The following is a 24,372-nucleotide window of genomic DNA, read 5'->3' as shown; positions in this document are numbered from 1 at the left end:
TTAAAACGCAACAGGCAGCCCCGACACTCCCTTGACAACAGGCCTCAGCAACTACTCAAATAATAGTACCGCAATGGCAACAACAGTCGTCCAGAGTCCTTTTTGCCCTTTGGCAGACTGGGTAATATTGGAGCTGCGGATAATCAGCCCGCTGGCTTTATACACCTGTTCTTTTTCCGACCAGTCTTTATTGGGATCCACCGCCAGCCCCAGCGTCGTACCCAGCATGTCGGCGGCAAGATCTTCAGACATATCCGCGGCATCTTTCTGATTTATTCCCACACCATGCACTTCACTGAGGTAGCCCCACTTATTTCGATCTTTGGGGACGGCAATCCCGACTGACGAGGAAATCAGCCGACCATGTTCGTTCGTATCACATCGGGCCATAACACAATAGGTAATCTGGCCGGGCCGGAGGTATTTCAGACCAGCCGTACGATTGATGATTTTAGCCTGTGGAGGCAGGATGGATGACACCTGAACCAGATTCTGCTGAGCCACACCGGCCTTGCGAAGGGCCTCTTCAAATGATTTCAACTGATATTTATCACGACCAAGACCGCGGGTCAAAAACACTTTAGTCGGGGTATTTGGTATCATTCCGTTCTCCATGTCTGATTTGAGTTAGAGTTTGATTGAAGGACCATCTGACAACTGAATGGTTCTGTCTGGCAATACAGTTCGCAGATAATACGTCGCCTGTTCTCCGGTGCAATGCAGCGGTAGTACAATTTGGACATCATATTGTTTCAAGGCCTGCACCGTATAATCCAGCCGTTCCTGACTTGCCTTTGACAGATGCATTCCACCAATGACTGCATAAACAGGTTGTCCGGACATTTTTTGATGCACATAATCCAGAGTATTGACCACCCCGCTGTGGGCACAGCCCAGTATCACAACCAGCCCTTTGCTGCTCTGTACAACCAGAGCCTGATCATCCGGCAGGGTATCTGGAATCCGGCACTCCGCATCGAGAAAAAAAGCTCCGCCTGTATCCTCATACGGACTCTTGCGGGGAATGGCCCCGGTCAAATAAACGCCCTCATAAATCGAAGTCCAGGTTTTAATCCAGTGAATCGGTCGGGCCTGAAGGGATTCGACAGTCTTCGAAGGCATTCCCACCGGATGAACCGTCTCTTTCCGGCTGAAGCGGCACAGGGTAGCCGATGGATGCAGCCAGACATCCGCCCCGGGGGCCACAGACCGCACTAATGGCAGCCCGCCCGTGTGGTCATAGTGACCATGACTTAAAGCAACACTGTCCGCCTGGGCCAATTCCACACCCAGCGACTGCGCATTGGCGGATAACACACCACCTTGTCCGGTATCCCAGAGGATGCGCTTACCGCCGTATTCGATCCAAAGCGACAGACCATGCTCAGCCTGCAAGTCGGGACGCCAGGCCATATTATCCACTAACACCGTGATCTGGACGTCTGTTTTCATTCGCTCAACGGGATACCTTCACAAGCCATACCGATTTAATGGTCGCAGGCATTGGCGCCGGTTTGCAGCGTGTTGTTCAAATATGCCGTCACCAGATTTTCCGGTGAATCTGCCGGTGCCCCGGTAATGACCTGAATCTGATTCTGAGTAAACAGCTGCTGGGCACGCTGTCCCATACCGCCGGCAATGACCAGCCTGGCGCCCTGTTCGGCAATCCATTTAGGCAGCAGGCCGGGTTCATGCGGCGGCGGAGTCAGCATCTCCTTGCCCGTGATGGTTTTGCTCTGCGGATCCACCGTAATCACGGCAAATTGTTCGCAGTGTCCGAAATGCATACATAACTGACCATTGGCTGTGGGAATCGCAATTTTTAACACCTGAACATCTCCTCGTGTTGAAGGGGGCTTCATTTTCGTTTGTAATTGAGCAATAATCTTATCCATTTCCTGACTGACCCGGGGCGAGATGGAACAATCACGAATGGCCAGGCCGGCATCGGCACTCTTGGCAATTTCCGGCTCAAGCGGAAGACTGCCCAGCAGTTCCAGCCCGGTTTCTTCGGCCAGCTCACGTCCGCCGGAGTGGTCACTGAACAGCCGGATTTCTTGATTGCAATGCGGACAATACAGCGACGCCATATTCTCGACAATCCCCCAGATCGGCAATTGCACCTGCTGGCAGAACGTAATGCAGCGACGTACATCTTCGACAGCAACTTTCTGCGGGGTAGTCACAATCACCGCTCCGGCGTCACCGCCGACCAGTTGTGCGGCACTCAGAGGCTCGTCGCCGGTGCCGGGAGGGGCGTCAATCACCAGATAATCCAGTTCCCCCCAGGCCGTATCGGCCAGCAGTTTTTGAATCACGGCATATTTCATCGGCCCTCGCCAGATCACCGCCTGCGTATCATCAGGTATCAGAAACGCAATCGACATGACCTTGAGGTTCTCTGAAACCGCCAGCGGCATAATCTGGTCTTCCAGACCGAAACACTTCTGCTCAACCAGACCGGTCATACGCGGAATACTGGGACCGTGAAGGTCCACATCCAGCAGACCCACTTGATTGCCCTGCCGGGCCAGCTCGACTGCCAGATTGACTGCGATCGTACTTTTGCCTACACCGCCCTTGCCGGACAGCACCAGAATCTTTTTACCAATCATCGCCATACTGCGGGTCAGTTTGCGCATGTCCGCTTTGGGATGGCCGTGATCGTCCTTGTGTTGCGAATTACTCATGGTTTATTCCTGCTAAACACTGTATCTGTTTCCAAATCCATCGAATCGTCTCGGATAGTTCGCTATCCGGCTGATATTCCAGAACTGTTTTGCCGGCCTGCTGGGCCTGCACAAAGACAGTATCATACGGCAGCTCCCCCAGCAAGTCCGCATGATGTGATGTCACTGCAAATTTTATTTTTACTGCCATCTCCCGGTTCAGGTTGGCTTTGTTGATAATCACTCCCGCCCGAATCCGAAAATGCTCGGTTAATTCCAGTATCCGCTCCAGATCATGCAGCCCCGATACCGTCGGCTCGGTCACAATTACAGCCGCCCGCGCCCCGCCGACGGAAGCAATTACCGGGCAGCCCGTCCCCGGAGAACCATCCAGAACGACGACTCGATGGGCCTTATCAAAGCCGTTGGTTCGGACAGCCGCCTGTTTGCGAACCAGCGTCACCAGCTTGCCGGAATTTTCTTTGCCCGGCTCCAGCATCGCATGGCTCATCGGCCCCAATCGCGTCGAAGACCAGTACCATCGCCCGTCATCCGTTGGCCCGGTGCCAATCGCATCAACCGGACAAACCAGCAGGCATGTTCCGCAGCCTTCGCAGTCCTGTTCGGCAATCAACACGCTGCCGTCATCCTGCCGAGCAATTGCTTTCCACTGACACACCTCTACACAAGCCCCGCACCGGGTGCACCGGGCTGGATCAATCTGCATTACACGGCCGCCGCGGAATATGCCCTGCTCAAGCACCTTCGGCTCAAGCAGCAGATGCATATCCGCCGCATCCACATCACAATCGGCCACAACTCCACCAGCCAGTTGAGCAAAACACGCACACAACGAGGTCTTGCCGGTTCCTCCCTTGCCGCTGACAATGGTAATCTCCACCGGCTGTGTCGAGGACTGGCCGCTGCTGATGTCCGGCAATTCGGTTGATTTTACATCCTCCCGCTGCCACGATAAAGCAACTTCGGAATTGTCGGTCGTCACCTGCATAGACGGCATCTGTCGCAGAGCCTGTGCCATATCCTGAAACTGCTGCCGCAGACTTTCGATTTGCGTCACAGGCAAAATCCCCTGTGAATAGAGACTGGCAATCTCCCGACTGTCGGGCAATTCCGCCAGAATCCGCAGATGATGCTCTTTGCACCATCGGCGAAGTCCGTCCGCATCGCCCAGACCGACTCGATTCATCAGGACCAGCGGCTCAATATTCATCGAACGACACAGACGAACCGACAATTTCAAATCATGCACTCCAAAGCGAGTCGGATCGGCAACCAGAATCACAATATCGGCCCCGCGGATGGTATGGACCGCCGAGCAGCTTGTTCCCGGAGGCGAATCCAACACAACCAAATCCTCGTCCTTCGTCCGCTCTTTCAACTGCTCAATTAAGCGAACCGTCATGCCGCCGGCACCTGCGGCCAGCGTTGCCCAATGAAGCCGAATCAATCCAGCCTGCCCGCTGTACGTTGTCCCCACAACGCGCCGTCCCACAATCAGGGCATCGGCCGGACATACCCGCAGACACGCCCCGCACCACCGGCACAGTTCCGGAAATGCTATCGCGTTTTTCCTGCCCACGGCAAGTGCGTTAAAATAACACACACGGGCGCATTGGCCACAATAAGTGCATCGCTGCGAGTCTATCCCTTCGATACACGACAGGGCTTCTTGTGCCGATTTGGTATGGGCCGTCTTAAGAAACAAATGTCCATTGGGTGCTTCAACATCGCAATCCACATAACAGACCGGTTGTGTCTGGGCCATCACCGACGCCAGACACGCAGCCGCCAGGGTCTTGCCAACACCGCCTTTACCACTGGATATGGCTATTTTCATTATAAAGAGGCTTTGGAAAGCTGTTCAATGCGGCTGTTGATATCCTTGAGGCTGTCCTGCAGGGCCTGCGCCTGCTGTTTTAATTTGGCCAGTTCCTCTGATGCGGATAGAGGCCCAGCCTGTGGCATCAACGCCCCACCAGCCTGCCTCACCCAGAAGCGATTGCGGCGACCGCGGCTACCAAAACCCATACCGCAGCCCCACGCAAAACGCCCGCCGCCCAGATACATCGCACTGCCCGCTCGACCGGAACATACACCCAATCCGCGACCGGTCATCGGACCCATTCCCATCGGACCTGTTCGATCTCCACCTGGCATCGTTATATCCTTTCAAAAAAATCCTTTACATCCAATGCCCTTCAACATTGGCACTTTGTATCTGCTGAAGCTGCCCGGCCTGATAGGCCGCAATAGCCTGTTCCACATTCATACCCGAGGGGGCCTGGAATACCTGAACACCGCCGGCCTGAAGAACCGCCATGGCCTTGGGACCGACATTGCAGGCGATCAGAACGCCTCCCTCCGCATCCAGCACAGCCTGGGCAGCCTGAATCCCGGCCCCTTGAGCAGCCTGCAGATTCTGGTGATTGGCAATGAATTCATACTGTTTGGTCTGGTCGTCATAGACCGCCCAAAACGCCGTTCGACCAAACCGACTGTCAAGTAGTGCCTGGGGACTATTGGTTTGCGCACATACAACAATTTTCATTTTTTCACTCCGCGGCTTGATAACCATAGCTTGATATGCATGCCCATGCTGATGCCGTCGCTGGCAGCCCCGCCCCCCACACAGTTCGGCAAGCTGGACAATCGGCCCACCCTCAATCCGCAGGGCATGCCCCTGCACAAGCGCATCAGCAATCTTTTTCCGGGCCGAGGCGTAAATCCGCGTAACGGTGGGCCGGGAAACGCCAATTTGCTCGGCCGCTTTTTCCTGTTCCAGACCTAAGTGGTCTATTAAGCGGATACATTCAAACTCATCCAGATTCAACTGGACCCACTGAAGTCCGGCCACAGGAATACCTGCCGGCTTATAAATCACCGCAACAGGACGGCCATTGACACATCGATGTTTAAAGGGTCTTGGCATTTGTCATACTCTTTATTATGAACTTATGTTCATAATATCGACTTTTGACCAGCGATTCAACAACATTTTTAATGAATTGATAATTTCATAGCGATGTGAGGCTTACCGTTGTGAAAAAGAGGGTTTTTTGATACAGTATAAGGGATTATTTGGGAGTATTCAGATATGCAAAAGCGAAAACTCGGCAAAACGGATCTGGAGCTGACAACCCTTGGCCTGGGAACCTGGGCTATTGGCGGACCATGGCAGTATGGCTGGGGGGAACAAAGTGACCGGGAATCTATCGATACCCTTCAGCGTGCCCTTGAATTGGGCATTAACTGGATTGATACGGCCCCAATTTACGGTTGCGGCCACGCTGAAGTAATCGTCGGCCAGGCCCTGCGGTCCATGCGGAACAAACCGATTATCGCCACCAAGTGCGGCCTGCGATGGAACACCGCCCGCGAAAAACTGAATAACCTCGACCCCGACAGCATTCGTCGGGAATGCGAGGAAAGCCTGACTCGGCTGGGTATCGACCGCATCGACCTCTATCAGATGCACTGGCCCATCCCGGATGAACAGATCGAACAGGCCTGGGAAGCCATGGCAGGTTGCGTGGAACAAAAGATGGTCCGCTATCTTGGGGCATGCAATGTCACCCTCGAACAACTCCAGCGGCTGCAAAAAGTCTTCCCGGTCGCGGCCATCCAACCGCCGTACAGTATGCTTAAGCGGGGCATCGAGACTGGTCTGCTGGATTATTGCGGCAAAAACAATATCGGCGTCGTCTGTTACAGCCCGATGCAGAAAGGGCTGCTGACCGGCAAATTCAACGCCGACTATCTCAGCACCCTCAGTCCAAACGACCACCGCCTGCGCGATCCGAATTTCCAAAGCCCGCGATTTGAAAAGATCGTGGCCATGGTTGATGAGCTTAAAAAAATCGCCGCCGATTGCGGCAAATCCGTCGCCCAACTGGCAATTGCCTGGGTCCTGCGGAGACCGGAAATAACCGCCGCCATCGTGGGCGCCCGCCGACCGGACCAGATTGAACAAACCGCCCCCGCCGCCAATTGGACACTGGAAGCGGAAATTATCGACCGTGTCGAAGATATCTTGAACAGATATGTGGAAATGCCAATTTGATTTGTTTTTGTCATTTTTTTCGCTTAGAATTTTTACGGATGTTTTGGATTTAGTGTTTCGAATTTGGGATTGAACAAGCTAAGACAAGGATTTCCCGTTTCAAAAGGAATCAGGATATGACTCAACGTACCGATATTTATACCAGTCCGCTGGTGGAACGCAACGCATCCAAAGAAATGGCCGAGCTGTTCAGCGCCGATACCAAATTTCGCACATGGCGGCGAATCTGGCTGGAGCTGGCAAAAGCCCAACAAAAGCTGGGTCTGAAAATCACCAACGCCCAGATTAAGGAAATGGCCGCCAATCTGGACAACATCGATTACAAGCAGGCCGCTGAATTCGAGCGGAAGTTCCGCCACGATGTGATGGCTCATGTTCATACCTTCGGACTGGTCGCCCCCAAGGCCGCACCGATTATTCACCTGGGCGCCACAAGCTGCACCATCGGCGATAACGCAGACCTGATTATCCTGCGGGAGGGCTTGCAAATTCTGGCCGGTAAAGTCGCCTGTCTGATCGACCGGCTGGGCAGCTTCGCCAAACACTATAAATCCATGCCGACGCTGGGCTTTACCCATTACCAGCCGGCCCAGCTGACCACGGTGGGCAAGCGGGCTACGCTGTGGGCCTATGAATTCGCGATGGATTTGGCTGAACTCGAACGGCGCATTGACACACTGCCGTTCCGCGGCATCAAAGGCACCACCGGCACGCAGGCCTCGTTCCTGGCCCTGTTCAACGGTAACCACAACAAAGTCAAGAAGCTCGATCAGATGGTCGCTAAAGCCTTCGGCTTCAAATCCTCCTGCATCGTCACCGGCCAGACTTATCCTCGCAAACTCGATACGCTGATGGTCAATGTCCTGGCTGGCATCGCCCAGTCGGCACACAAGATGTGCAACGACATCCGCCTGCTGGCCAACCTCAAGGAACTCGAGGAACCGTTTGAAAAATCGCAGATTGGCTCCTCGGCGATGGCCTACAAGCGTAACCCAATGCGATGCGAACGCGTAACCGGCCTGTCGCGTCTGGTCCTGAGCCTGGCCACCAGTCCGGCCATGACTGCCTCCGAACAGTGGCTGGAGCGAACACTCGACGATTCTTCCAACCGCCGCGTCACCCTGGCCGAGGCATTCCTGGCTACGGATGGAATCCTTGAGATCCTCATCAATGTCGCTTCGGGACTGGTCGTCTATCCCAAGGTCATCGCCGCTCACGTGATGGCTGAACTGCCGTTTATGGCGACCGAAGAAATCCTGATGGAAGGCGTCAAGGCCGGCGGTAATCGCCAGGACCTGCACGAACGGATCCGTGTCCATTCCCACGACGCCGCCGCTCAGGTCAAAATGCATGGCAAAGAAAACGACCTCATCGCCCGCCTGCAGGCCGACCCGGCCTTTGCCAAAGTCAACCTCAGGGCCGCACTGGATCCGAAACGTTACATCGGCCGCGCCCCCCAGCAGGTTGATGAATTCCTCGCCGCCGTTGTCGCCCCCGTACGCAGAAAATACAAACAGCAATTGAATAAAAAGGTGGAATTGAAAGTCTAAACCTCAGACGATTCGCATAAAATCGTAACTCGAAATGGAGCTTAACCAGGCGGCAAATGAGTCTGGTTCAGCGCCATTGTTGAAAAGGAGACCGAGAATGAAATGTTGCAATCTGCAATTGTCAATTTTCAATTTCGTCATCGCTTCTGCAGTGATTCTGGTGTCCGGCTGTACTAAGGTCTGTGACTGTTCCAGGGGCTTATTCGCCGGCGGCGGGCCGGTGGCTCTATCGACCGAGTTCGAATTCACCGAAGGCCCCGCCGTGGATAAAGACGGCAACGTCTATTTCACCGACCAGCCCAACGACCGGATTATGCGATACACCGTTACCGGCAAAATGGAAGTCTTCATGCAGCCGGCCGGCCGGTCCAATGGCCTGTACTTCGACAAATCCGGCGACCTGATCGCCTGTGCCGATGAGAAAAACCAACTCTGGCGAATCGACGTCAAGACCAAACAGCATACCGTTTTAGCCAAAGAGTACGACGGCAAACTGTTCAACGGCCCCAATGACGCGTGGATTCGCCCCGACGGCGGCATCTATTTCACCGATCCATTCTATAAACGCCCCTACTGGCAGCGCGGCCCGATGGAACAACCCAGCCAGGGCGTCTATTTTCTCTCGACCGATGGCAAACTGGCCCGTGTCGAAGGTGACCTCCAGCAGGCCAACGGCATCATCGGTACCCCGGACGGCAAGACACTCTATGTCGCGGATATCAAGGCCGGCAAGACATGGAAATACAACATCCAGCCCGATGGCAGCCTGACGGGCAAGCGGCTTTTCTGTGACCTCGGTTCCGACGGCATGACTATCGACACTTGCGGCAATGTCTATCTGACCGGCAACGGTGTTACCGTGTTCAATCCTGAAGGCCGGAAAATCGCCAATATCCCCATCCCCCAGCAGCGATGGACGGCCAATGTCACCTTCGGGGGCAAAGACCGAAAAACCCTCTTCATCACCGCCGGAACCGGACTTTATGCCTTGAAAATGAACGTCTGCGGGGTACAATAGCCCGGCCATCAGGCAAACCGAAAATTTGATAAAAAGATATTTTATATCTGGAGTTTAGCGTGGATAAGACCCAATTAGTCAAACGCGTCAAGGAAACGGCCTATCTGGAAGGTGATTTCGTGCTGCGCAGCGGCAAACGCAGCAAATATTATATGGATAAGTACCTGTTTGAAACCCAACCGGATATTCTGAAGGCTCTGGGTCAGGAATTCTGCAAATACCTGACGCCCGATATCACCCTCATTGCCGGGGCGGAGCTGGGCGGAGTCGCGCTGGCCGCGGCAACAGCCATGGAATCCGGCAAGCCCTGGATCATCGTTCGCAACAGTAAAAAAGACTACGGCACCAGCAAACTCGTCGAAGGCGTCCTGAAAAAAGGCGACGTTGTCCTGCTGGTTGAAGACATTGCCACCACCGGCGGCCAGGTCCTTGAAGCCGCCAAAGTCATCACCGAAGCCGGAGCTACCGTCAAAAAAATCGTCGCCGTCATCGACCGCAAACAGGGTGCCCGCGAGAACATCGAGAGTGCAGGCTATTCGTTTGACAGCATCATGACCAAAGAGGATTTGGGAATTCAGGACTAATCGCCGGAACAAATTATATATCAAAGACTTATAAAAAATGACGCGAAACAGCGTCTTTTTCATCAGTATCCTTTGCATAAGACAAACAGGATATCTTGCATCAAAATATTCTTTGATAAAATACACAGTAAAATAAGCGATATTAGATCTACATAGTTCACAAATAAATATTTCATTTTTTTGTAAGATTTTGCCATAATAAAAGGAATGCTCTATCGAAGGGAGAGGTTCCTTTATGATGGACAACGAAAAGTCAAAATCCGAGGAACTGGCCGTTTTCTGGGCCCAAACACAGCCGGCGATTGCCGGGTTCATCTATTCCCTCGTCTCCAACTTCCAGGATGCCGACGATATTCTCCAGAATGTCGCGGTCATCACCGTCGAAAAATTCAGCGAATTTGACCGAAGTAAATCGTTTATTGCCTGGGCCAACGGTATCGCCAAAAATCTCATCCTGAAATATTACTCCCAGCGGCGCAAAACGCAGATTGCCCTCGATGAACAGGCCATTGTGGCCATTGCCGAGGTCTATGAAAAAGAATTCAGCCGCATCGAACATCAAAAAGAACAGCAGCGAACCGCCCTTCAGAAATGTCTGGGTCTGCTTAAAGGTAAATGGAAAACCATTCTGGAGATGCATTATCTGCGCGAACTCAGTACGTCCCGGATTGCCCAGCAGTTAGGTATGACCCAAAGCAATGTGTTTGTCTCACTGCATCGGGCACGGATTTCGCTGCGGGACTGTGTCAATAAACAGCTTCAGGGAGGCGGCCTGTGAGTGAACCCATAGACCTTCTTATCAGTTTGTTTTTGCTGGACAGGTCGGCGATGACTCCGCAGCAGGCCGATCAGTTATCCAATTGGATCAAGCAGCATCCTGATAACGCCAGGACCTTTATCCTGTCGGCTCTGTTGCATCGCCACATCCACGACACATTCCTGCGCACCGACAAGGTAACCAACGGTTTTTTGCAATGTGATCCCGGCATATCCGACAGCTCCAATGAGGAATCGCTGCTGAATCCCGAGGTCTGGCAAATGTTGTCCAAGGCCGAAAAAACCGCTCCGGCGGTTGATACACAGCCTCAGGAGTCTTTGCCGATCCCCCTGGATGTCCAGCCGGTTTGCCTCTATCCCCGTAAATTCAACAAATATTCACTGATAACCGCTGTTGCGTCGCTGGCGGCATTATTCTTTCTGATTGTTTTCGCTCATTACACACCGCTGCCCCGCAATCAGGAGGTGGCTACCCTGTCGGACACTCTCCATGCTCAGTGGGCTGAATCGGATACCGTGCTGAAACCCGGGTTCCGACTGACGGCTAAGTCGCAGTCGATGCTGCTGCGAAAAGGAATAGCCAAACTTGTTTTTGACAACAATACCCGCGTTGTAATAGAGGCCCCCACGGAATTTGAGATTATGGATTCCGATCACATCAAAATCAAATTTGGCCGCATTTATGCATCAGTTCCTCCGGAAGCCCTCGGATTTACCATTAGCACCCCCAATTCCAAAATTATCGACCTGGGCACTGAATTCGGCGTGCAGACGGATCCCTACGGCGATACAGAGTTACATGTCATCAAAGGTAAAACCACCCTCGTGGCTGGTAACAATGCCCGGAAAACAAGTCTTCAAGTCAGTCAGGGGGCCGCTAAAATGATCGGCTCTGCCTCACAGATCTCGGATATTTCCTACAACGACAGACTGTTCGTCCGGGATATTCATTCCCAAAACAACATCGTCTGGCGCGGGCAGTCGCTGGATTTGGCAGATATGGTCGGCGGCGGTAACGGCCTGGGCACCGGACAACCCAGCACGGGTATCCGCTGGGACAACGGGGCTTTTGCTTCAACCCAGGAGTATTATATTGGACAGCGTCAGGACTCCCCCAATATCTTTATCGCTGTACCGGACAGCCCCTATATTGACGGCATCTTCTCTCCCGACGGCTCGGCGGGACCTGTAGCCATCTCACACAGTGGCGACTGTTTCTGGCAAGCCCCCAAAACCTGCGGGCAATATTGTTATAACATCAACAATTCCGGCCAGGTCAGTCGCGGTACAGGCCGTATTCCAGGCCACCTCCAGTCGCTGGATGGTCATGTCTGCGGAGAACCCGATTATCCAGCGATTTGCATTCACCCCAACGCCGGCATTACCTTTGACCTTGAAAAAATACGTGCTCTTCACAGCACGCTTTCCTTGAAATCATTCACCGCCCAATGCGGTCTGTCGGAAACCGTCGTGCAGTATGCCCAGCAGGCCCTGCCCGGCTATCTGCCCAAAGCCAATTTTTATGTCCTGATTGATGGGCAGGTGAGGTTCTCAAAAGAAAATCTGACTCCGGCACAGGGAGCAATACCCATCCATGTGCCCATTGAGCCAGATGACCGTTATTTGACTCTGGTTACCACTGGCGGAACAGAACAGAAGATTTCTTATGACTGGTGCCTGTTTGCCCGGCCCCAGTTGAATCCTGAATAATCGTTTTCAATACACCTGAAATGGCCGCCGATACAGGCGGCACTGACAAAAGGTCCTGGACGGGAACACGCTTCAAAACAAGGATCGGTGGAAGCAGGGGTTGGCCCGACAGGACAGAAAGGAATTGTTTATGAAAACTAAAAAAGGATTTACACTCATCGAACTCCTGGTTGTCGTGGCAGTTATTGCATTGCTGATGGCCATCATTCTGCCCGCCCTTCGAAAAGCCAAAGAGACAGCCAAAAAGGCAAGCTGCAAATCCAACATGCACCAGATCGGGCTGGCTCTGGGGGCTTACGAATCCAACACCGGCTTTAATTTCAGAGAGAAACCCGAAGACAGCGCTTCCAACAATCAGGGCATCAGAAACTGGTGCTTTGTCAATGGCACCGGCGATTACTCCTACGAATGGCAGCCGTGGGCAGTCAAAGACCTGATGGATGCCGGCATTCTTCCGGATCGAAAACCCTTTTTCTGCCCATCCGAAAAAGTCACGCACACCAAAAATTACTCCCGTGACAAAGTCCTGGCCGGGGATTTTACCACGTATGACACCCAGACCCTGGAAAATCGAAATGAAACTCCGTTTTTCTGGGGCACCTATATCTGGCTTTGGAAGAAAAAAATTCGACACAATATTGTCTCGGTCAATAACACATCCAGCGGCATCCTCATGGCCGATATGACGCTGGGGTCCTGGGAATTTGCCAAAAGCACAAATGCCAATGTCAAGAATTTACTGAATACCCTCGACATCGGCAATCGATTTCAGCACTTCAATGCCCTTATGAAGGATTACAGTGTCGTCAATCCGGCCGACAAGGATGAGGATATTGTCTATTGGCTCTGGAATTCGGACCGATGGGGCGGTTCGGGTTATTAAGCGTTCGTGTACATACTAATACTTTGATTTGGAGGTGTATTATGATGAGAACCAACACAGTGTGTCTGACTCTGGCTTTATGCCTGACGGCATTAAGCCTGGTTGCATCCGCAGAGGTAACCGATCCGAATGTGATTGCTGCGGTAACCCGATACAACAGTACCTTGCCCAGTCCGGTTCTGGTGAAGGGCGGACTGGATGCGGGAGCCAGGATTTTTGTGGACCGCGACACATTTTTCTACAGTGATGCAGGCATTTTCAAGGGCCTTGATTATATCCAGACCGCCATGGATGACAAAACCGATGCCGACGTTCAATACCAGGTGAGTTTTGTAAAACCGGGTACACTGTACCTGATCATCGACAATCGTGTGGGTGACAACAATGCCGCCGACGCCCCAACCCTCGGAAACGGGGTCATGGATTGGGTCCCTGCGATGGGCTTTGTGCAAACCCCTTATACCATCGGTTTCAGTGAACCGGCAACTGTGTACTCCCTGACAGTCGGCACAGACCCCAATAAGATCACGCTGGGTGAACAGAACAATGGAAGCAGCCGGGCCATGTATGCTATCACTGCTGCACCGAATGGATGGAATTTGCCGCCGCAGATTCTGGGCGTTCCCGCGACGGCAACTGTGGCTCTGCCGAATACCTCCCTGGCCATCAACGGTTCGGTAGTGGACGATGGTATTCCGGGAACCGGCGTTTCGATCGAATGGACCGTCCTTAGCAAGCCCGACGGTGCAACAATCGACTTTGCCCCCAGCATGGCTGTTGCCAACCCCACAGTAACGATGTCCGCTGAGGGGGAGTATTCTCTGAAAATAACGGTCTCGGACGGCAGCAAAACAACTGAAAAAACAGTGAACATCACCCTTTCGGTCCCGATTTTTGCCCTGCAGGCCGTCGGCAATGTTGAAATTGGCAACGACAGCAATCTTCAACCCAACACGCGGTCCAGCGGAACGGGACTTGGGGCACGCAATATCGACACACGCCGCCGTGTTGCAGTCATCAGCTATAATCTCAACAATGCTCGCGACCCGGAACATCCGGAAGAAGTGTTCGCCAACGCCTTCTTCAGTGTCCGGACTCAGACTCGCGGAGGCGTCACAACCGTCTATGGCATCAAAGAACATCTGGACAACTTTACGGTTTCCTCCACGAGCTGGAATACCTGCCCGGGTGTTTTCAATTCGCCAACCCCTCCTCTGAATACTCCCGTCACACTGGACCCGCTGGATCTGGTAGGCCCCCTGATGGTGATTACGCCGCCTGCGGTCAATACCCGTGCATCGACCGCACCCAGCCAGCAATTGACGGATTTTCTCAACAGTGACAATGACGGGGTAGTTGTTTTCCTGTTTGTGGGGCTGACAAACGGGACAGACAATAATATTTACTATTCCTCCCGCTCAACCTCCGCCGGAACAGGATATCCCAATCCCTCCGGAAGCGGCGAGCTTTTTGGGGTGGTACTGGGCGGCGAACGCCGTATCCCGACCGGCGCTATCAAACCTCAGCCCTCAAACTTTGGCAACGCTTCGCCTTCGCTGACACAGCTGTGCTGGACAAATCCCGAGCCCAGCCAGCCTGAAGGACTCATTACATGCGACGTGTATTTCGGCTCGACAGAGCCCAACGATTTGCTGCCGCATTACGGCCTGCAGAAAATCGCGACACAAATTACCAGTTCCTGTGTTGCTGTGCCCTATGCTTTGACGGCTTATAAGACATATTACTGGATGGTTGATGTCTATGACAGCAGCCGGACACCCAGCCTGACCGAAGGGATATTATGGCAATTCAGTACGGATAATGCCGCACCGATAGTCAATGCCGGCGCAGACCAGTATCTTTGGCTGAATAATGCCGGTGATCCGGCCAGTGCAACAGTCCATCTCGCGGGAACCGTTAGCGATGACGGTCTGCCGTCTGGAATCCTGACCCGCCTGTGGACTCAGGCCTCCGGCCCCGCTCAGATTATCGACCCCAACGGTGTTATTATTGCAACTCAGGTCGTAGCCAATACAAATGATGTCTCGCTGGTGCTTCCGGCAACAGGAACATACCAGTTTTCTCTGACCGCCAACGACAGTGCGATACAAAGCTCGGATACGGTTCAGGTTGTTGTAGCAGCGACCCCCTGTCTGGCAGCTAAAGCCATGCCCGGATATACTCCTATTGCAGGTGATATCGACGGCGACTGCTTTGTGAATCTCAATGACCTGACCCTCTTTGCAGCGCACTGGCTGGAATGCAACAGCCTGGTTCCCTGTTATTGATGATTCAGCGGCACACTCATAAACCCAAAAACGATTAACACGAATCTGGAGGATAATGATATGAAGACCAAACCCTTTTATTTCGCCGCAATAGTGCTGCTGACCACGGCTGCTGTCGTCTGCGCAGAGTCATTCATTATTCAGGCAACAGATCACTGCATGGCCTGTAATGATGCACAAATTGGACCAGACGGAACACGCCGTTCCACCATTTCGGATGTTCGCAACTATCAGGATGCCAGTACAACCCGTCGGCGCATCGCTTTCTACAGTTACGACATTTCCACCATCAAGCAGCCAGGCAAGGTGTTTGCCAACAGCTATTTGACTTTGAATGTTGACAAAGGCACATCGGGCAAAACGCTGTATGTCTACGCGGTTAAGGAAGAATATGACAATATCGTCCTCAACGGCAAGACCTGGAATACACTGCCGGGCCTGGTGCGAAATCCCGCTCCGACACGCGGCTCTGAAATCACGATTGATGTCCTGAATATGACGGAACTGTCGCCGCTGCTAATGTCGTTTCCGCGTCCCGCGCTGGACGTATGGGAATCAACCCCTGTCTCTGCATTGCTGGATGATGTGCTGAATGCCGATACGGACAACAATATTCTGCTCCTGTTTGTCACCTATGACGCACAGAATTCCGATTTCGAAATATGCTCGCCCAGTCATTCGACTAAATTTTCCACGAATCCGGTGCTGGGGGGAATTCTACTGCGTGGAGATATTGTCGTCCCAAGCCGTGCCACATCACCGGTGCCGGCAAACTATGCAAATGTTGGCATCGGCCTGTCTCAACTGAGCTGGACCAATCCGGAACCCAACGAAGTTGGGGGCATCATCACCTGTGATGTGTACCTGGGAACCAATGAACCCAATCTGGCCAAACCAGGCTATAATCTCAATACGTTGGTGACTGGAACAACCGCTCAATCTGTCAGCATTCCCGCCGGCCTCATTCAGCGCAACACCACCTATTACTGGATCGTTGATGTACACGACACCACCCGGGGTCTGACACAAGGTTATGTCTGGACCTTTAATACCAACAACAATCCTCCTCTGGTAACCGCTGGAGGCACACAGTACCTCTGGCTCAATAATGCCGGCGACCCGACCTCGGCAACCGCCATTTTAAGCGGAAGTGCCACCGACGACGGTTATCCAGCTCCGTTGACCTTATTGTGGGAGCAGGTCAGCGGCCCCGCCACTGTAACCATTGACCCCAGCAATGTGGCACAAACCACCGTCATCCTGCCAGCTATAGGCGACTATTTGTTCCGCCTGACCGCCAATGACACCGACCTGCAGGGAACGGGACTGACCCAGATTTATGTACGGGCCGATCCCTGTCAGGCAGCCCAGATCAAACCCGGCTACACCGTCATTCCCGGCGACTTCAATAAGGACTGCATGGTAAATATGACGGATTTTGCAGAAATAGCTAAACACTGGCTGGAATGCAACAGCCTGGCCCCATGCGAATAAAGGTTGAATAAATACATCCATTGCCTATAATTAACCCGGCAGCCGAGCGGATACCCGTTTCCCTCGGCTGCCGGTTTTTTGTAATTACAGGAATAATTGAATGAGTATATTCGAAGCCATCATGCTGATTTGTTTTGGAGCCGCCTGGCCATTCAGCATCTATAAGTCGTGGAAATCGCGGGCCTGTGCAGGAAAAAGCATTATCTTTCTCTATATTGTCCTGATTGGATACATCGCCGGCATTATCCATAAACTCCTGCACAGCCAGGATTGGATCATCGCCCTTTACAGCCTTAACGGCCTGATGGTGCTGATGGATATTGTCCTCTATTATCGCAACTGGAAATTATCACGAATCCCGATTAGCTCACAATCAGCGACGTAATATGTCGGATAATCGCCCGAGCGGTTTTCGCTTTATCCCCTGCAATTTCAATCCAGCCGCCTTGCAGTGTTTTTAATAAAACACGAGAGGAATCCGCGCCAATCGCTGCGGGACCATTCGCCACAATCATATCAGCATTCTTGGAAATCAGCTTTTTTTCGGCATTGCGTTTGAGGTTCCGGTCTTCTAATGCAAAACCAACCACAATTTGTCGTTTTTTATGCCGACCAGCCCAGGCCAGAATATCCTCTGTCGGTTTGAGCTTGAGCGTCAGCATCTTAGATTCCTTTTTTCGCTTCACCTTGGCGGTATTAACCGGCGTATAATCTGAGACTGCCGCTGCCATAATTAGACAATCGCAGGCCTTGAAATGCTTTTTGACCGCGACGAACATATCCTCCGCAGAAACCACCCAAATTACCTCTGCCCCTGTAGGCGGTATCAGACTCGTCGGAGCTGAAATGAGGGTAACCGCATGCCCGGCTTTTATGGCCGCCGCCGCCAGCGCATATCCCATCCGGCCCGAACTGGCATTGGTAATATACCGTACCGGATCCAGATATTCCCGAGTTCCGCCAGCCGTAATCAAAAATCGCATTTGTTTACTGTTTTGTATCGTTGTCATCCAAACCAAGATAAAATAGAAAGGAATAAAAATACAGCCTAAAAATTGAGAATTCATCGACAACAAATACGGCTAACGGCTATGATATATCCACATAAAACTTGCATCTTTTTTCAGAAATTTTGCATAATCTTATTGCTGCTTTCGTCAAGATTATAAACAGACAGGATACGAAAGGACCTATTTGGACGAACGTTCGGATCAGATTTTGGCAGCCCAGTCTCGGCACGGAGACAAGACCGCCTATGAGCAGCTTGTTCTGCGGCACTACCGCAATGTACTGGGCCTGTGTTATGCGATCCTGATGAACTTTAATGATGCCCAGGACGTCTGTCAGGAGACGTTTCTGCGGGGTTTTGAAAAATTGCGGAATTTACGGGATGATTCGCTCTTTGCAAACTGGATTCATCAAATTGCCAGACACATGTGCATGGACAGCCTTCGCCGGCGTAAAAAAACACAGCGATTTTCAACCCTGAATGTGCCCCCTTGTTCTGTGGATGGCGATTATCTGGATTTAACCACGGCTATCGCCGGCCTGCCGGATGATTATCGCATCCCGCTGGTGATGTATTATCTGGACGGCCATGATGAACGGGCGATTGCTTCCCACCTGGGAACATCACAATCTACCGTATGCCGCCGAATCCAAACCGCAAAGCAATTGTTGTATGAAAGACTCTCGGAGTACCAAAAATGAATCTCAATCCATGTTCAAATCATAAGGCGGAAATTGATGCTTACTGCTGCGGGCACTTGTCTCCATCTCAGGCCGCCTCTCTGCAAAAACACTTGTCCGAATGCAATGCCTGCGGTCGCTATTACGAGGCTTTAATCCGGCAGGACACACGCTTAACCGCATGGGCGAATTCTCTGGACAGCCGGATACAAGCTGGACAGGATTGCCTGCTGCAGCGATTACGAGAAAAAGAAGTCTATCCCGCTTTAGCATCACAGCCCTGGCTTTATCGCTGCATCTGGCAGTCAGCTGCCGCCGTCATACTGATTACGGCAGGCTTTTTGGCAGCTCGACTCTTTCAGCCTGCGATGACTAAAGAACAGCTTTTTGCAGAGTGGTCGCAGATGATTCAACCGCAAATGGAACAGAAGCTGGCCGCAACCGTCATCCAGCAGCTGCGTCCGGAATTACTGCAAATCCGAAATGATCTTGCCGCCCAAATGACCGCACAGATCAACGAGGCATCCGCCCAGTCCATCGCCTTATCCCAGACGATGAATGCCAAACTGATTCGCGAATTTGCAGACGTCATACAGACCGTCCAGAGCCGGGATCGTCAAGTCGTTTCCGACGCTCTGCTGCGGCTTGAAGAAAAACGCCTGCAGGACAAAAGACAAACGCAAAAAGCCGTCACGTCTCTGGCGTTGGCCACCGGCGAGGAAATCGCACGCACCCGCCGGCAGTTATTTGAAACCAGTCCGGTATTGTACGAATCCTCAAATACAAACCAATAACAATTTAAGATGAAAGGTTCACGTATGACTTCGTATATGCAATTGATGACCGTCGTGTTACTGAGTATCGTCTCGGGGTTTGCAGGTGCACAGAACAAGACATTCGAACTGGCAGAGGATATCTCCGAGGCCCAGGCTCAAATGATGGAGGCTCAGCAGACAGCGCTCGAAGCGGCCCGGGAGGCCCAACAGCCAGGCCAGGGGACACAAGGGACTGCTCTTTCAAAACAGGGGCAGGCCATGGGTCTGGCGACTGGAAAAATGGCCGGCGATATCGTCGGCAGTATCCGCGGGAAAATGCCGCATTATATGGGCGGCATGGGCGGCGGCTGGGCAGCCAGTTCCGCTCCGTTCACCGACAATACCTCTGTACTGATTATTCCAGGCCCAAAAACCTCCTCCGAAACCATCAGGCAGATTCACGAAGACATGCAGATTATGTCGCAGATTTGGGACGAGACCGTTAATCCCGAGATCCAGCAAGGGTGGTTTTCCATGGGATTTGTCAGCGGTTTGTTCAATACAGACGCTATGACGTCACAGATTTACATCGGCGATTATGGTGTGATTTTCCTGCAGAATGTCGATTATCCCCTGGTGCCGACAAAGAAAGAAGCCGAAGCTCAGCCCAAAGACCCTGCAGCGGATGAAGTCTGGCAGAAAACCAAAAAGAAACTTCAGGGACAGCCAGTCAACGAACCGCCTCTGCCCAAACAAGGAGCCGTATATGAGGCAGACAAAGTGGAGGCATTGAAGGAAAAATGCATCAAAGCGTTTCGTCACGCCGCGAATATCCGCAACCTGGAAGCCCAGCAGTGGGTGGTCCTGGTGATACGGTGCTCTTGTCAGGATAGTGTTGCGCCCGCTAAAGAAGAAACGGCAGAATGGACCCCAAATACTCCATCGACCATGATGCTTCGGGCTGCAAAAAAAGACATCGATGCCTTTGCCAAAAATCCGGACAATCTGGAGCAATTCAAGAAACAGGTTGAGATACTGACCTATTAATTACCGAACCCCCCAATAAATCAGGGCGTTCTTTGTGTCATCAAACAAAAAGAACGCCCTGATTTATGTTCAGGCAGCTTAGATCGCACGGACTGCTGCCAGAATCTCGTCCGTTTCCGCCATGCGTCCGGCCCCCACTTCCCCACAGGCCAGCCGGCCTTCGGCAGGACCAACGAACCGGACCTTTAATTCCTTCTTTAAAATGGCGACATTTCTTTGGACAATCGGATTGTTCCACATTCGCGTATTCATCGCCGGGGCAAATAAAACCGGTTTCTGCCAGCAGGCACACAATGTCGTACTGAGCAGATCATCGCAGATTCCCGCAGCCGCCTTGGCGATGATATTGGCTGTAGCCGGTGCCACGACAACTATTTCCGCTGCCGCTGCCAGGTCGATATGACCAATCTTGAACTCCTCCGGCGCCGACCACAGACTCGTATACACAGCATTGCCTGTCAGTGCCTCAAAGGTCTTGGGACAAATCAGCTCACAGGCCGCCGCTGTCATTATCGTATAGACGGAATATCCCCCGCCGGTCAGCTTGCTGGCCAGGTCTGCAGCCTTATACGCCGCAATCCCGCCGCTGACTCCCAGCAGCACCGTTCGTCTGCCCTGCGATGACATGCCGTCCTGAGCCATACCTTACAGAGTAAATTTCTTTTCCGCTTTGGCCGGACTGCCCAGGTCCAGAGCGATTTTGCCCTGGCGAATTTCTTCGACCACGATTTCTATCGTCGTCATGCCTTCGGTGTTTTCAATCAGAGGCCGACTGCCTTCCATCATCTCCAGCATCCGCTTTTGAATCAGGGATGACAATTTAAACCGACCGCCTACCTTATTCAACACTTCGGTATCTTTCAGTGCTTCAATCATGATATACTCTCCCGTTACAACTGGATTAATTGTACTACTTCATCAATCGCCCGTTCAAGCCGGTCATTAACCACCAGGTGATCGTACCGCTGGCGGGCTATTTCTATTTCTCGCTGCGCCGCTTCCAGGCGGCGTTTCTTGCTCGCTTCATCCTCGCCGCGTCCGCGGCCTTCCAGACGCCGCAGCAGTTCTTCCAGACTGGGCGGCATGATAAAAATCATTCGCGTCTCTGGATACTGCTGCTTGACCTGCAGTCCGCCCTGCACATCAATTTCAAGAATCACCACACGACCTGCCGCCAAAGCGTCCTCCACCGGCTGGCGGGGTGTTCCGTAATAATTGCCGTACACATTGGCGTATTCGATAAACCCCTCTTGGGCTATTCGCTGTTCAAACTCCTCCGGCGTAATAAACCAGTAGTCTTTTCCGTTCGATTCAGCATGGCCGGGTTTGCGGGTCGTGCAGGACACGCTTAAAAATGCATTCGTTCGTCCAACCACTTCCCGGCACAGGGTGCTTTTGCCGACGCCGGACGGTCCACTGATGACTGCCAGTTTTCCCTTGCGATCTGCCATCGTCATCTACTCAACGTTCTGAACCTGTTCCTTGATTCGGTCAATCGCACATTTAATGTCGATGACACACTGGGCAATGACCGCATCCGAGGCCTTGCTGGCAATCGTGTTGGCTTCCCGCAGCATTTCCTGGGTGATAAAATCCAACCGCCGTCCCACGGCATCCCCTTTCCGGCAACAGGATTCAAATTGCGCGACATGCGAATCCAGACGGGTAATTTCCTCATTAATATCACTGCGGTCCGCATAAATGGCAACCTCACGGGCCAGCAGGTCATTGTCGATTCGCAATTGCGCCTGAGACAGCAGTTCTTCAACGCGATTTCGCAGCTTATCGTGATACTCCCGTACCACGGCATCCTTGCGATGGCGAATCACCTCGAGGTCTTCCCGTATTTTTCGACACTGATTGAGCATGTCATCAGCCAGAGCCTGACCTTCTTCCAGTCGAGTTTGCTTAAGCTGATCCAGAGCCTCGGAAGTCAGTTTCAAAATCGTCCGCTTCATCCGTTCAACGTGTTCGGCATCCGGGATGAGCGGCTGAACAATTCCCGGCAGGCCCAGCATCGCCGCCAGATCAATCGTGCATTCCCGGGCATCCGCGGGCACCAGCCGCCGCAGCCGGCCGATATATGCATTCAGCGTATTCTCGTCAATATCAAACAGAGCCTGACCCGATACATTCTTCATCCGCAGCGAATAATTCAGCGTACCCCGCTGAATATTGTCCCGGGCCAGCTTTTCTATTTCACCTTCCAGAAATGCGGCAATATCCGGCAAACGCAGGGCTGCCTTGAAGTATCGATTGTTGACCGAACGGATCTCAACGGTATAAACCACCCCCTCACTCTCCGCACAGGCCTGGCCGAACCCCGTCATGCTGGTAACCATATCCAACTCCGTAATCCGGATTTATTGTGCCGCTTCAGCACCGGCCGGTGCGGCAGGCTGTTCCGCAGCAGGCACAGCAGGAGTCGCAGGCTGTGCGGTCGGCTGGGCCGACTCAGACGCTGCGGCCGGAGCCGGTGTTTCGGTTGCCGCCGGGGCAGGCTGTTGACTGCCGGCAGCCGCAGGAGCTGTCGCTGCAGGCGTCGGCGTGGGGGCCAGCAGGTCCAGGGAATCCGATGGACGCATGAAGATCCCCATGCAAACCGTCATCAGCAGCCAGACCGCGGTCAGACCAATCGTCAGCCAGGTCAGAAAATCTCCCGTGCGTGTTCCCAGCAGACTCGACGCGCCGGCGCCGCCGAATGCTGCGGTCAGACCGCCGCCTCGCCCCTTTTGCAGCAAAACCACCACAATCAGAGCCAACGCAATCAGAACCCACAGCACAATCATTGCGTTCCAGAATAACGAAATTGCCGCCAACGGAAGCATCATATCTGTCTCCTAATCTATATCCATTTTGGTTATGTCAATCGTTTTTTCGATAGAGCCATGCCGGTCAGAACCATCTCGGCCCCGATCCGGGGTTTGGAACCGTCTCGATCCGTTTATTTCATCGCCGTCTTAATCATTGCCGCAAAATCCGCCGCCTTCAGGCTCGCTCCGCCGATCAGCAGACCATCCACATCCGGCTGGCTCATCAATTCGGCGGTGTTGGACGGCTTGGCCGAACCGCCATACTGAATCCGCAAGGCATCGGCAATCGTCTTGTTATACATTTTAGCAATCAGTCCGCGAATCATCGCATGCACATCCTGGGCCTGCTGGGGTGTGGCATTCACGCCCGTGCCAATCGCCCAGACCGGCTCGTAGGCAATCGTGATCGCCTGAATCCGCTCCTGGCAGATCCCCTCCAGCCCCTTCTTGACCTGCTCGGCGACAACCTGGTCGGTCTTGCCGCTCTGCCGCTCTTCCAGCAATTCACCCACACAGAAAATCGGCAACAGCCCGCCGGCAATCGCAGCATGAATCTTCTTGTTAATCAAGGCATCCGTTTCGCCAATGACATGACGACGCTCCGAGTGCCCAATAATGACATACGAACAGCTCACATCTTTGAGCATTGCACAACTGATTTCGCCGGTGAAAGCCCCGTTGGGCTGATGAAAGACATCCTGCGCACCCAGCGCCACATTGGACGAACTCAGGACCGCCGCCACGCTCTGCAGATACACAAATGGAGGACAGACCGCAATATCCACACTGTCCACCTGGCCCACCTCAGCCACCACACCTTTGGCCAGCGCCACCGCCGAGGCCGCATCCATATTCATTTTCCAGTTGCCTGCTAAAAACGGCTTTCTCATAATCTTCTCCACAATTCGTCGTTTCGTATCCCGCCGCAAGCCCAATGCATCCTATTGAGCGAAGCGATAAAATTCATCATCCGTCGGCACGACGGATTCCATAATTTTTATTTTTAACTTTTAA

The 24,372-nt window shown here is 52.9% G+C and carries 26 protein-coding genes; 13 read left to right on the top strand and 13 right to left on the bottom strand.

What is annotated here, in order from left to right:
* Positions 1-51 precede the first annotated feature (51 nt).
* Genes ACQ9LF_RS04045 through ACQ9LF_RS04020 form a run of 6 tightly spaced genes read right to left on the bottom strand, consistent with a single transcriptional unit; the run spans position 52 to position 5,619 of the window.
* Entirely contained in the window at positions 52-603 is a 552-nt protein-coding gene (locus ACQ9LF_RS04045; RefSeq protein ID WP_462488089.1) for a pyruvoyl-dependent arginine decarboxylase, read from the bottom strand.
* Positions 604-627: 24 nt separating this feature from the next.
* A complete protein-coding gene (locus tag ACQ9LF_RS04040; RefSeq protein WP_462488088.1) occupies positions 628-1,452 on the bottom strand; it encodes an MBL fold metallo-hydrolase in 825 nt (274 codons plus the stop codon).
* Positions 1,453-1,487: 35 nt separating this feature from the next.
* The gene (locus tag ACQ9LF_RS04035; RefSeq protein WP_462488087.1) at positions 1,488-2,690 is read right to left on the bottom strand and encodes an iron-sulfur cluster carrier protein MrpORP; all 1,203 of its coding nucleotides are present in this window, start codon (positions 2,688-2,690) and stop codon (positions 1,488-1,490) included.
* Positions 2,683-4,527 carry a nucleotide-binding protein gene (locus ACQ9LF_RS04030; protein WP_462488086.1) on the bottom strand — a complete coding sequence of 615 codons (1,845 nt, stop codon included), beginning with the start codon at positions 4,525-4,527 and terminating at the stop codon, positions 2,683-2,685. The genes ACQ9LF_RS04035 and ACQ9LF_RS04030 overlap by 8 nt, the downstream gene beginning before the upstream one ends.
* A complete protein-coding gene (locus ACQ9LF_RS04025) occupies positions 4,527-4,847 on the bottom strand; it encodes a DUF5320 domain-containing protein (protein ID WP_462488085.1) in 321 nt (106 codons plus the stop codon). The genes ACQ9LF_RS04030 and ACQ9LF_RS04025 overlap by 1 nt, the downstream gene beginning before the upstream one ends.
* Positions 4,848-4,872: 25 nt before the next feature.
* Entirely contained in the window at positions 4,873-5,619 is a 747-nt protein-coding gene (locus ACQ9LF_RS04020) for a DUF134 domain-containing protein (RefSeq protein ID WP_462488084.1), read from the bottom strand.
* A gap of 165 nt (positions 5,620-5,784) precedes the next feature.
* Between ACQ9LF_RS04020 and ACQ9LF_RS04015 the strand changes: the two genes are divergently transcribed.
* The 10 genes from ACQ9LF_RS04015 to ACQ9LF_RS03970 all read left to right on the top strand — a co-directional run bounded on the left by ACQ9LF_RS04015 (position 5,785) and on the right by ACQ9LF_RS03970 (position 17,439).
* Positions 5,785-6,750, top strand: coding sequence for an aldo/keto reductase (locus ACQ9LF_RS04015; RefSeq protein ID WP_462488083.1), 966 nt, complete (start codon positions 5,785-5,787; stop codon positions 6,748-6,750).
* A 116-nt stretch (positions 6,751-6,866) separates the two neighbouring features.
* On the top strand, positions 6,867-8,300 hold the full coding sequence (purB, locus tag ACQ9LF_RS04010) for an adenylosuccinate lyase (protein ID WP_462488082.1): 1,434 nt from the start codon (positions 6,867-6,869) through the stop codon (positions 8,298-8,300).
* Positions 8,301-8,397: 97 nt separating this feature from the next.
* Complete coding sequence (locus ACQ9LF_RS04005) at positions 8,398-9,318, top strand: SMP-30/gluconolactonase/LRE family protein (RefSeq protein WP_462488081.1); 921 nt, start codon at positions 8,398-8,400, stop codon at positions 9,316-9,318.
* Positions 9,319-9,377: 59 nt separating this feature from the next.
* Positions 9,378-9,902, top strand: coding sequence for an orotate phosphoribosyltransferase (gene pyrE, locus ACQ9LF_RS04000; RefSeq protein WP_462488080.1), 525 nt, complete (start codon positions 9,378-9,380; stop codon positions 9,900-9,902).
* Positions 9,903-10,137: 235 nt separating this feature from the next.
* Positions 10,138-10,680, top strand: coding sequence for a sigma-70 family RNA polymerase sigma factor (locus ACQ9LF_RS03995; RefSeq protein WP_462488079.1), 543 nt, complete (start codon positions 10,138-10,140; stop codon positions 10,678-10,680).
* A complete protein-coding gene (locus tag ACQ9LF_RS03990) occupies positions 10,677-12,389 on the top strand; it encodes an NPCBM/NEW2 domain-containing protein (protein WP_462488078.1) in 1,713 nt (570 codons plus the stop codon). The genes ACQ9LF_RS03995 and ACQ9LF_RS03990 overlap by 4 nt, the downstream gene beginning before the upstream one ends.
* Positions 12,390-12,519: 130 nt before the next feature.
* Positions 12,520-13,272, top strand: coding sequence for a type II secretion system protein (locus ACQ9LF_RS03985; RefSeq protein ID WP_462488077.1), 753 nt, complete (start codon positions 12,520-12,522; stop codon positions 13,270-13,272).
* Positions 13,273-13,313: 41 nt separating this feature from the next.
* Complete coding sequence (locus tag ACQ9LF_RS03980; RefSeq protein WP_462488076.1) at positions 13,314-15,560, top strand: PKD domain-containing protein; 2,247 nt, start codon at positions 13,314-13,316, stop codon at positions 15,558-15,560.
* Between the two features lie 60 nt (positions 15,561-15,620).
* Positions 15,621-17,054: a PKD domain-containing protein gene (locus ACQ9LF_RS03975; RefSeq protein ID WP_462488075.1), complete on the top strand. Its 1,434-nt coding sequence runs from the start codon at positions 15,621-15,623 to the stop codon at positions 17,052-17,054.
* A gap of 100 nt (positions 17,055-17,154) precedes the next feature.
* Complete coding sequence (locus ACQ9LF_RS03970) at positions 17,155-17,439, top strand: hypothetical protein (protein WP_462488074.1); 285 nt, start codon at positions 17,155-17,157, stop codon at positions 17,437-17,439.
* On the opposite strand, the gene ACQ9LF_RS03965 is transcribed toward ACQ9LF_RS03970, so the two are convergent.
* Positions 17,417-18,064, bottom strand: coding sequence for a phosphopantothenoylcysteine decarboxylase domain-containing protein (locus ACQ9LF_RS03965; protein ID WP_462488073.1), 648 nt, complete (start codon positions 18,062-18,064; stop codon positions 17,417-17,419). The genes ACQ9LF_RS03970 and ACQ9LF_RS03965 overlap by 23 nt on opposite strands.
* 184 nt (positions 18,065-18,248) lie before the next feature.
* Here ACQ9LF_RS03965 and ACQ9LF_RS03960 point away from each other — a divergent pair, with 184 nt between their 5' ends.
* The 3 genes from ACQ9LF_RS03960 to ACQ9LF_RS03950 are packed head-to-tail and all read left to right on the top strand — an operon-like array spanning position 18,249 to position 20,545.
* Positions 18,249-18,764 carry an RNA polymerase sigma factor gene (locus ACQ9LF_RS03960; RefSeq protein WP_462488072.1) on the top strand — a complete coding sequence of 172 codons (516 nt, stop codon included), beginning with the start codon at positions 18,249-18,251 and terminating at the stop codon, positions 18,762-18,764.
* Positions 18,761-19,537, top strand: coding sequence for an anti-sigma factor family protein (locus tag ACQ9LF_RS03955; RefSeq protein WP_462488071.1), 777 nt, complete (start codon positions 18,761-18,763; stop codon positions 19,535-19,537). The genes ACQ9LF_RS03960 and ACQ9LF_RS03955 overlap by 4 nt, the downstream gene beginning before the upstream one ends.
* Positions 19,538-19,561: 24 nt before the next feature.
* Positions 19,562-20,545 carry a hypothetical protein gene (locus tag ACQ9LF_RS03950; RefSeq protein WP_462488070.1) on the top strand — a complete coding sequence of 328 codons (984 nt, stop codon included), beginning with the start codon at positions 19,562-19,564 and terminating at the stop codon, positions 20,543-20,545.
* A 78-nt stretch (positions 20,546-20,623) separates the two neighbouring features.
* Here the strand turns inward: ACQ9LF_RS03950 and ACQ9LF_RS03945 are convergent, their stop codons facing one another.
* The 6 genes from ACQ9LF_RS03945 to tpiA all read right to left on the bottom strand — a co-directional run bounded on the left by ACQ9LF_RS03945 (position 20,624) and on the right by tpiA (position 24,248).
* Positions 20,624-21,187: a flavoprotein gene (locus ACQ9LF_RS03945; protein WP_462488069.1), complete on the bottom strand. Its 564-nt coding sequence runs from the start codon at positions 21,185-21,187 to the stop codon at positions 20,624-20,626.
* A gap of 3 nt (positions 21,188-21,190) precedes the next feature.
* Entirely contained in the window at positions 21,191-21,421 is a 231-nt protein-coding gene (locus ACQ9LF_RS03940; protein WP_462488068.1) for a DNA-directed RNA polymerase subunit omega, read from the bottom strand.
* Between the two features lie 14 nt (positions 21,422-21,435).
* Positions 21,436-22,002 carry a guanylate kinase gene (gene gmk, locus ACQ9LF_RS03935; RefSeq protein ID WP_462488067.1) on the bottom strand — a complete coding sequence of 189 codons (567 nt, stop codon included), beginning with the start codon at positions 22,000-22,002 and terminating at the stop codon, positions 21,436-21,438.
* Complete coding sequence (locus ACQ9LF_RS03930; protein ID WP_462488066.1) at positions 22,003-22,887, bottom strand: YicC/YloC family endoribonuclease; 885 nt, start codon at positions 22,885-22,887, stop codon at positions 22,003-22,005.
* Between the two features lie 21 nt (positions 22,888-22,908).
* On the bottom strand, positions 22,909-23,376 hold the full coding sequence (gene secG, locus ACQ9LF_RS03925; RefSeq protein WP_462488065.1) for a preprotein translocase subunit SecG: 468 nt from the start codon (positions 23,374-23,376) through the stop codon (positions 22,909-22,911).
* 113 nt (positions 23,377-23,489) lie between these two features.
* Complete coding sequence (tpiA, locus tag ACQ9LF_RS03920) at positions 23,490-24,248, bottom strand: triose-phosphate isomerase (protein ID WP_462488064.1); 759 nt, start codon at positions 24,246-24,248, stop codon at positions 23,490-23,492.
* Positions 24,249-24,372 lie beyond the last annotated feature (124 nt).

This window comes from Anaeroglomus insulsum, assembly GCF_050689095.1.
Lineage (GTDB): Bacteria > Planctomycetota > Phycisphaerae > Sedimentisphaerales > Anaerohalosphaeraceae > Anaeroglomus > Anaeroglomus insulsum.
The sequence above is the reverse complement of the archived record's forward strand: the minus strand, read 5'-3'. Positions and strand labels throughout refer to the sequence as shown.

Bases quoted from the DNA above. Each gene is read 5' to 3' on its own strand.
- ACQ9LF_RS04045 (WP_462488089.1), bottom strand. From the start codon at position 603: ATGATACCAAATACCCCGACTAAAGTGTTTTTGACCCGCGGTCTTGGT.
- ACQ9LF_RS03955 (WP_462488071.1), top strand. From the start codon at position 18,761: ATGAATCTCAATCCATGTTCAAATCATAAGGCGGAAATTGATGCTTAC.
- ACQ9LF_RS04020 (WP_462488084.1), bottom strand. From the start codon at position 5,619: ATGCCAAGACCCTTTAAACATCGATGTGTCAATGGCCGTCCTGTTGCG.
- ACQ9LF_RS04025 (WP_462488085.1), bottom strand. From the start codon at position 4,847: ATGCCAGGTGGAGATCGAACAGGTCCGATGGGAATGGGTCCGATGACC.
- ACQ9LF_RS03995 (WP_462488079.1), top strand. From the start codon at position 10,138: ATGATGGACAACGAAAAGTCAAAATCCGAGGAACTGGCCGTTTTCTGG.
- purB (WP_462488082.1), top strand. From the start codon at position 6,867: ATGACTCAACGTACCGATATTTATACCAGTCCGCTGGTGGAACGCAAC.
- ACQ9LF_RS03950 (WP_462488070.1), top strand. From the start codon at position 19,562: ATGACTTCGTATATGCAATTGATGACCGTCGTGTTACTGAGTATCGTC.
- ACQ9LF_RS03975 (WP_462488075.1), top strand. From the start codon at position 15,621: ATGAAGACCAAACCCTTTTATTTCGCCGCAATAGTGCTGCTGACCACG.
- ACQ9LF_RS04015 (WP_462488083.1), top strand. From the start codon at position 5,785: ATGCAAAAGCGAAAACTCGGCAAAACGGATCTGGAGCTGACAACCCTT.
- tpiA (WP_462488064.1), bottom strand. From the start codon at position 24,248: ATGAGAAAGCCGTTTTTAGCAGGCAACTGGAAAATGAATATGGATGCG.
- ACQ9LF_RS04040 (WP_462488088.1), bottom strand. From the start codon at position 1,452: ATGAAAACAGACGTCCAGATCACGGTGTTAGTGGATAATATGGCCTGG.
- ACQ9LF_RS04030 (WP_462488086.1), bottom strand. From the start codon at position 4,527: ATGAAAATAGCCATATCCAGTGGTAAAGGCGGTGTTGGCAAGACCCTG.
- secG (WP_462488065.1), bottom strand. From the start codon at position 23,376: ATGATGCTTCCGTTGGCGGCAATTTCGTTATTCTGGAACGCAATGATT.
- ACQ9LF_RS03940 (WP_462488068.1), bottom strand. From the start codon at position 21,421: ATGATTGAAGCACTGAAAGATACCGAAGTGTTGAATAAGGTAGGCGGT.
- ACQ9LF_RS03965 (WP_462488073.1), bottom strand. From the start codon at position 18,064: ATGACAACGATACAAAACAGTAAACAAATGCGATTTTTGATTACGGCT.
- ACQ9LF_RS04035 (WP_462488087.1), bottom strand. From the start codon at position 2,690: ATGAGTAATTCGCAACACAAGGACGATCACGGCCATCCCAAAGCGGAC.
- ACQ9LF_RS03945 (WP_462488069.1), bottom strand. From the start codon at position 21,187: ATGGCTCAGGACGGCATGTCATCGCAGGGCAGACGAACGGTGCTGCTG.
- ACQ9LF_RS03980 (WP_462488076.1), top strand. From the start codon at position 13,314: ATGATGAGAACCAACACAGTGTGTCTGACTCTGGCTTTATGCCTGACG.
- ACQ9LF_RS04005 (WP_462488081.1), top strand. From the start codon at position 8,398: ATGAAATGTTGCAATCTGCAATTGTCAATTTTCAATTTCGTCATCGCT.
- ACQ9LF_RS03930 (WP_462488066.1), bottom strand. From the start codon at position 22,887: ATGGTTACCAGCATGACGGGGTTCGGCCAGGCCTGTGCGGAGAGTGAG.
- gmk (WP_462488067.1), bottom strand. From the start codon at position 22,002: ATGACGATGGCAGATCGCAAGGGAAAACTGGCAGTCATCAGTGGACCG.
- ACQ9LF_RS03970 (WP_462488074.1), top strand. From the start codon at position 17,155: ATGAGTATATTCGAAGCCATCATGCTGATTTGTTTTGGAGCCGCCTGG.
- ACQ9LF_RS03985 (WP_462488077.1), top strand. From the start codon at position 12,520: ATGAAAACTAAAAAAGGATTTACACTCATCGAACTCCTGGTTGTCGTG.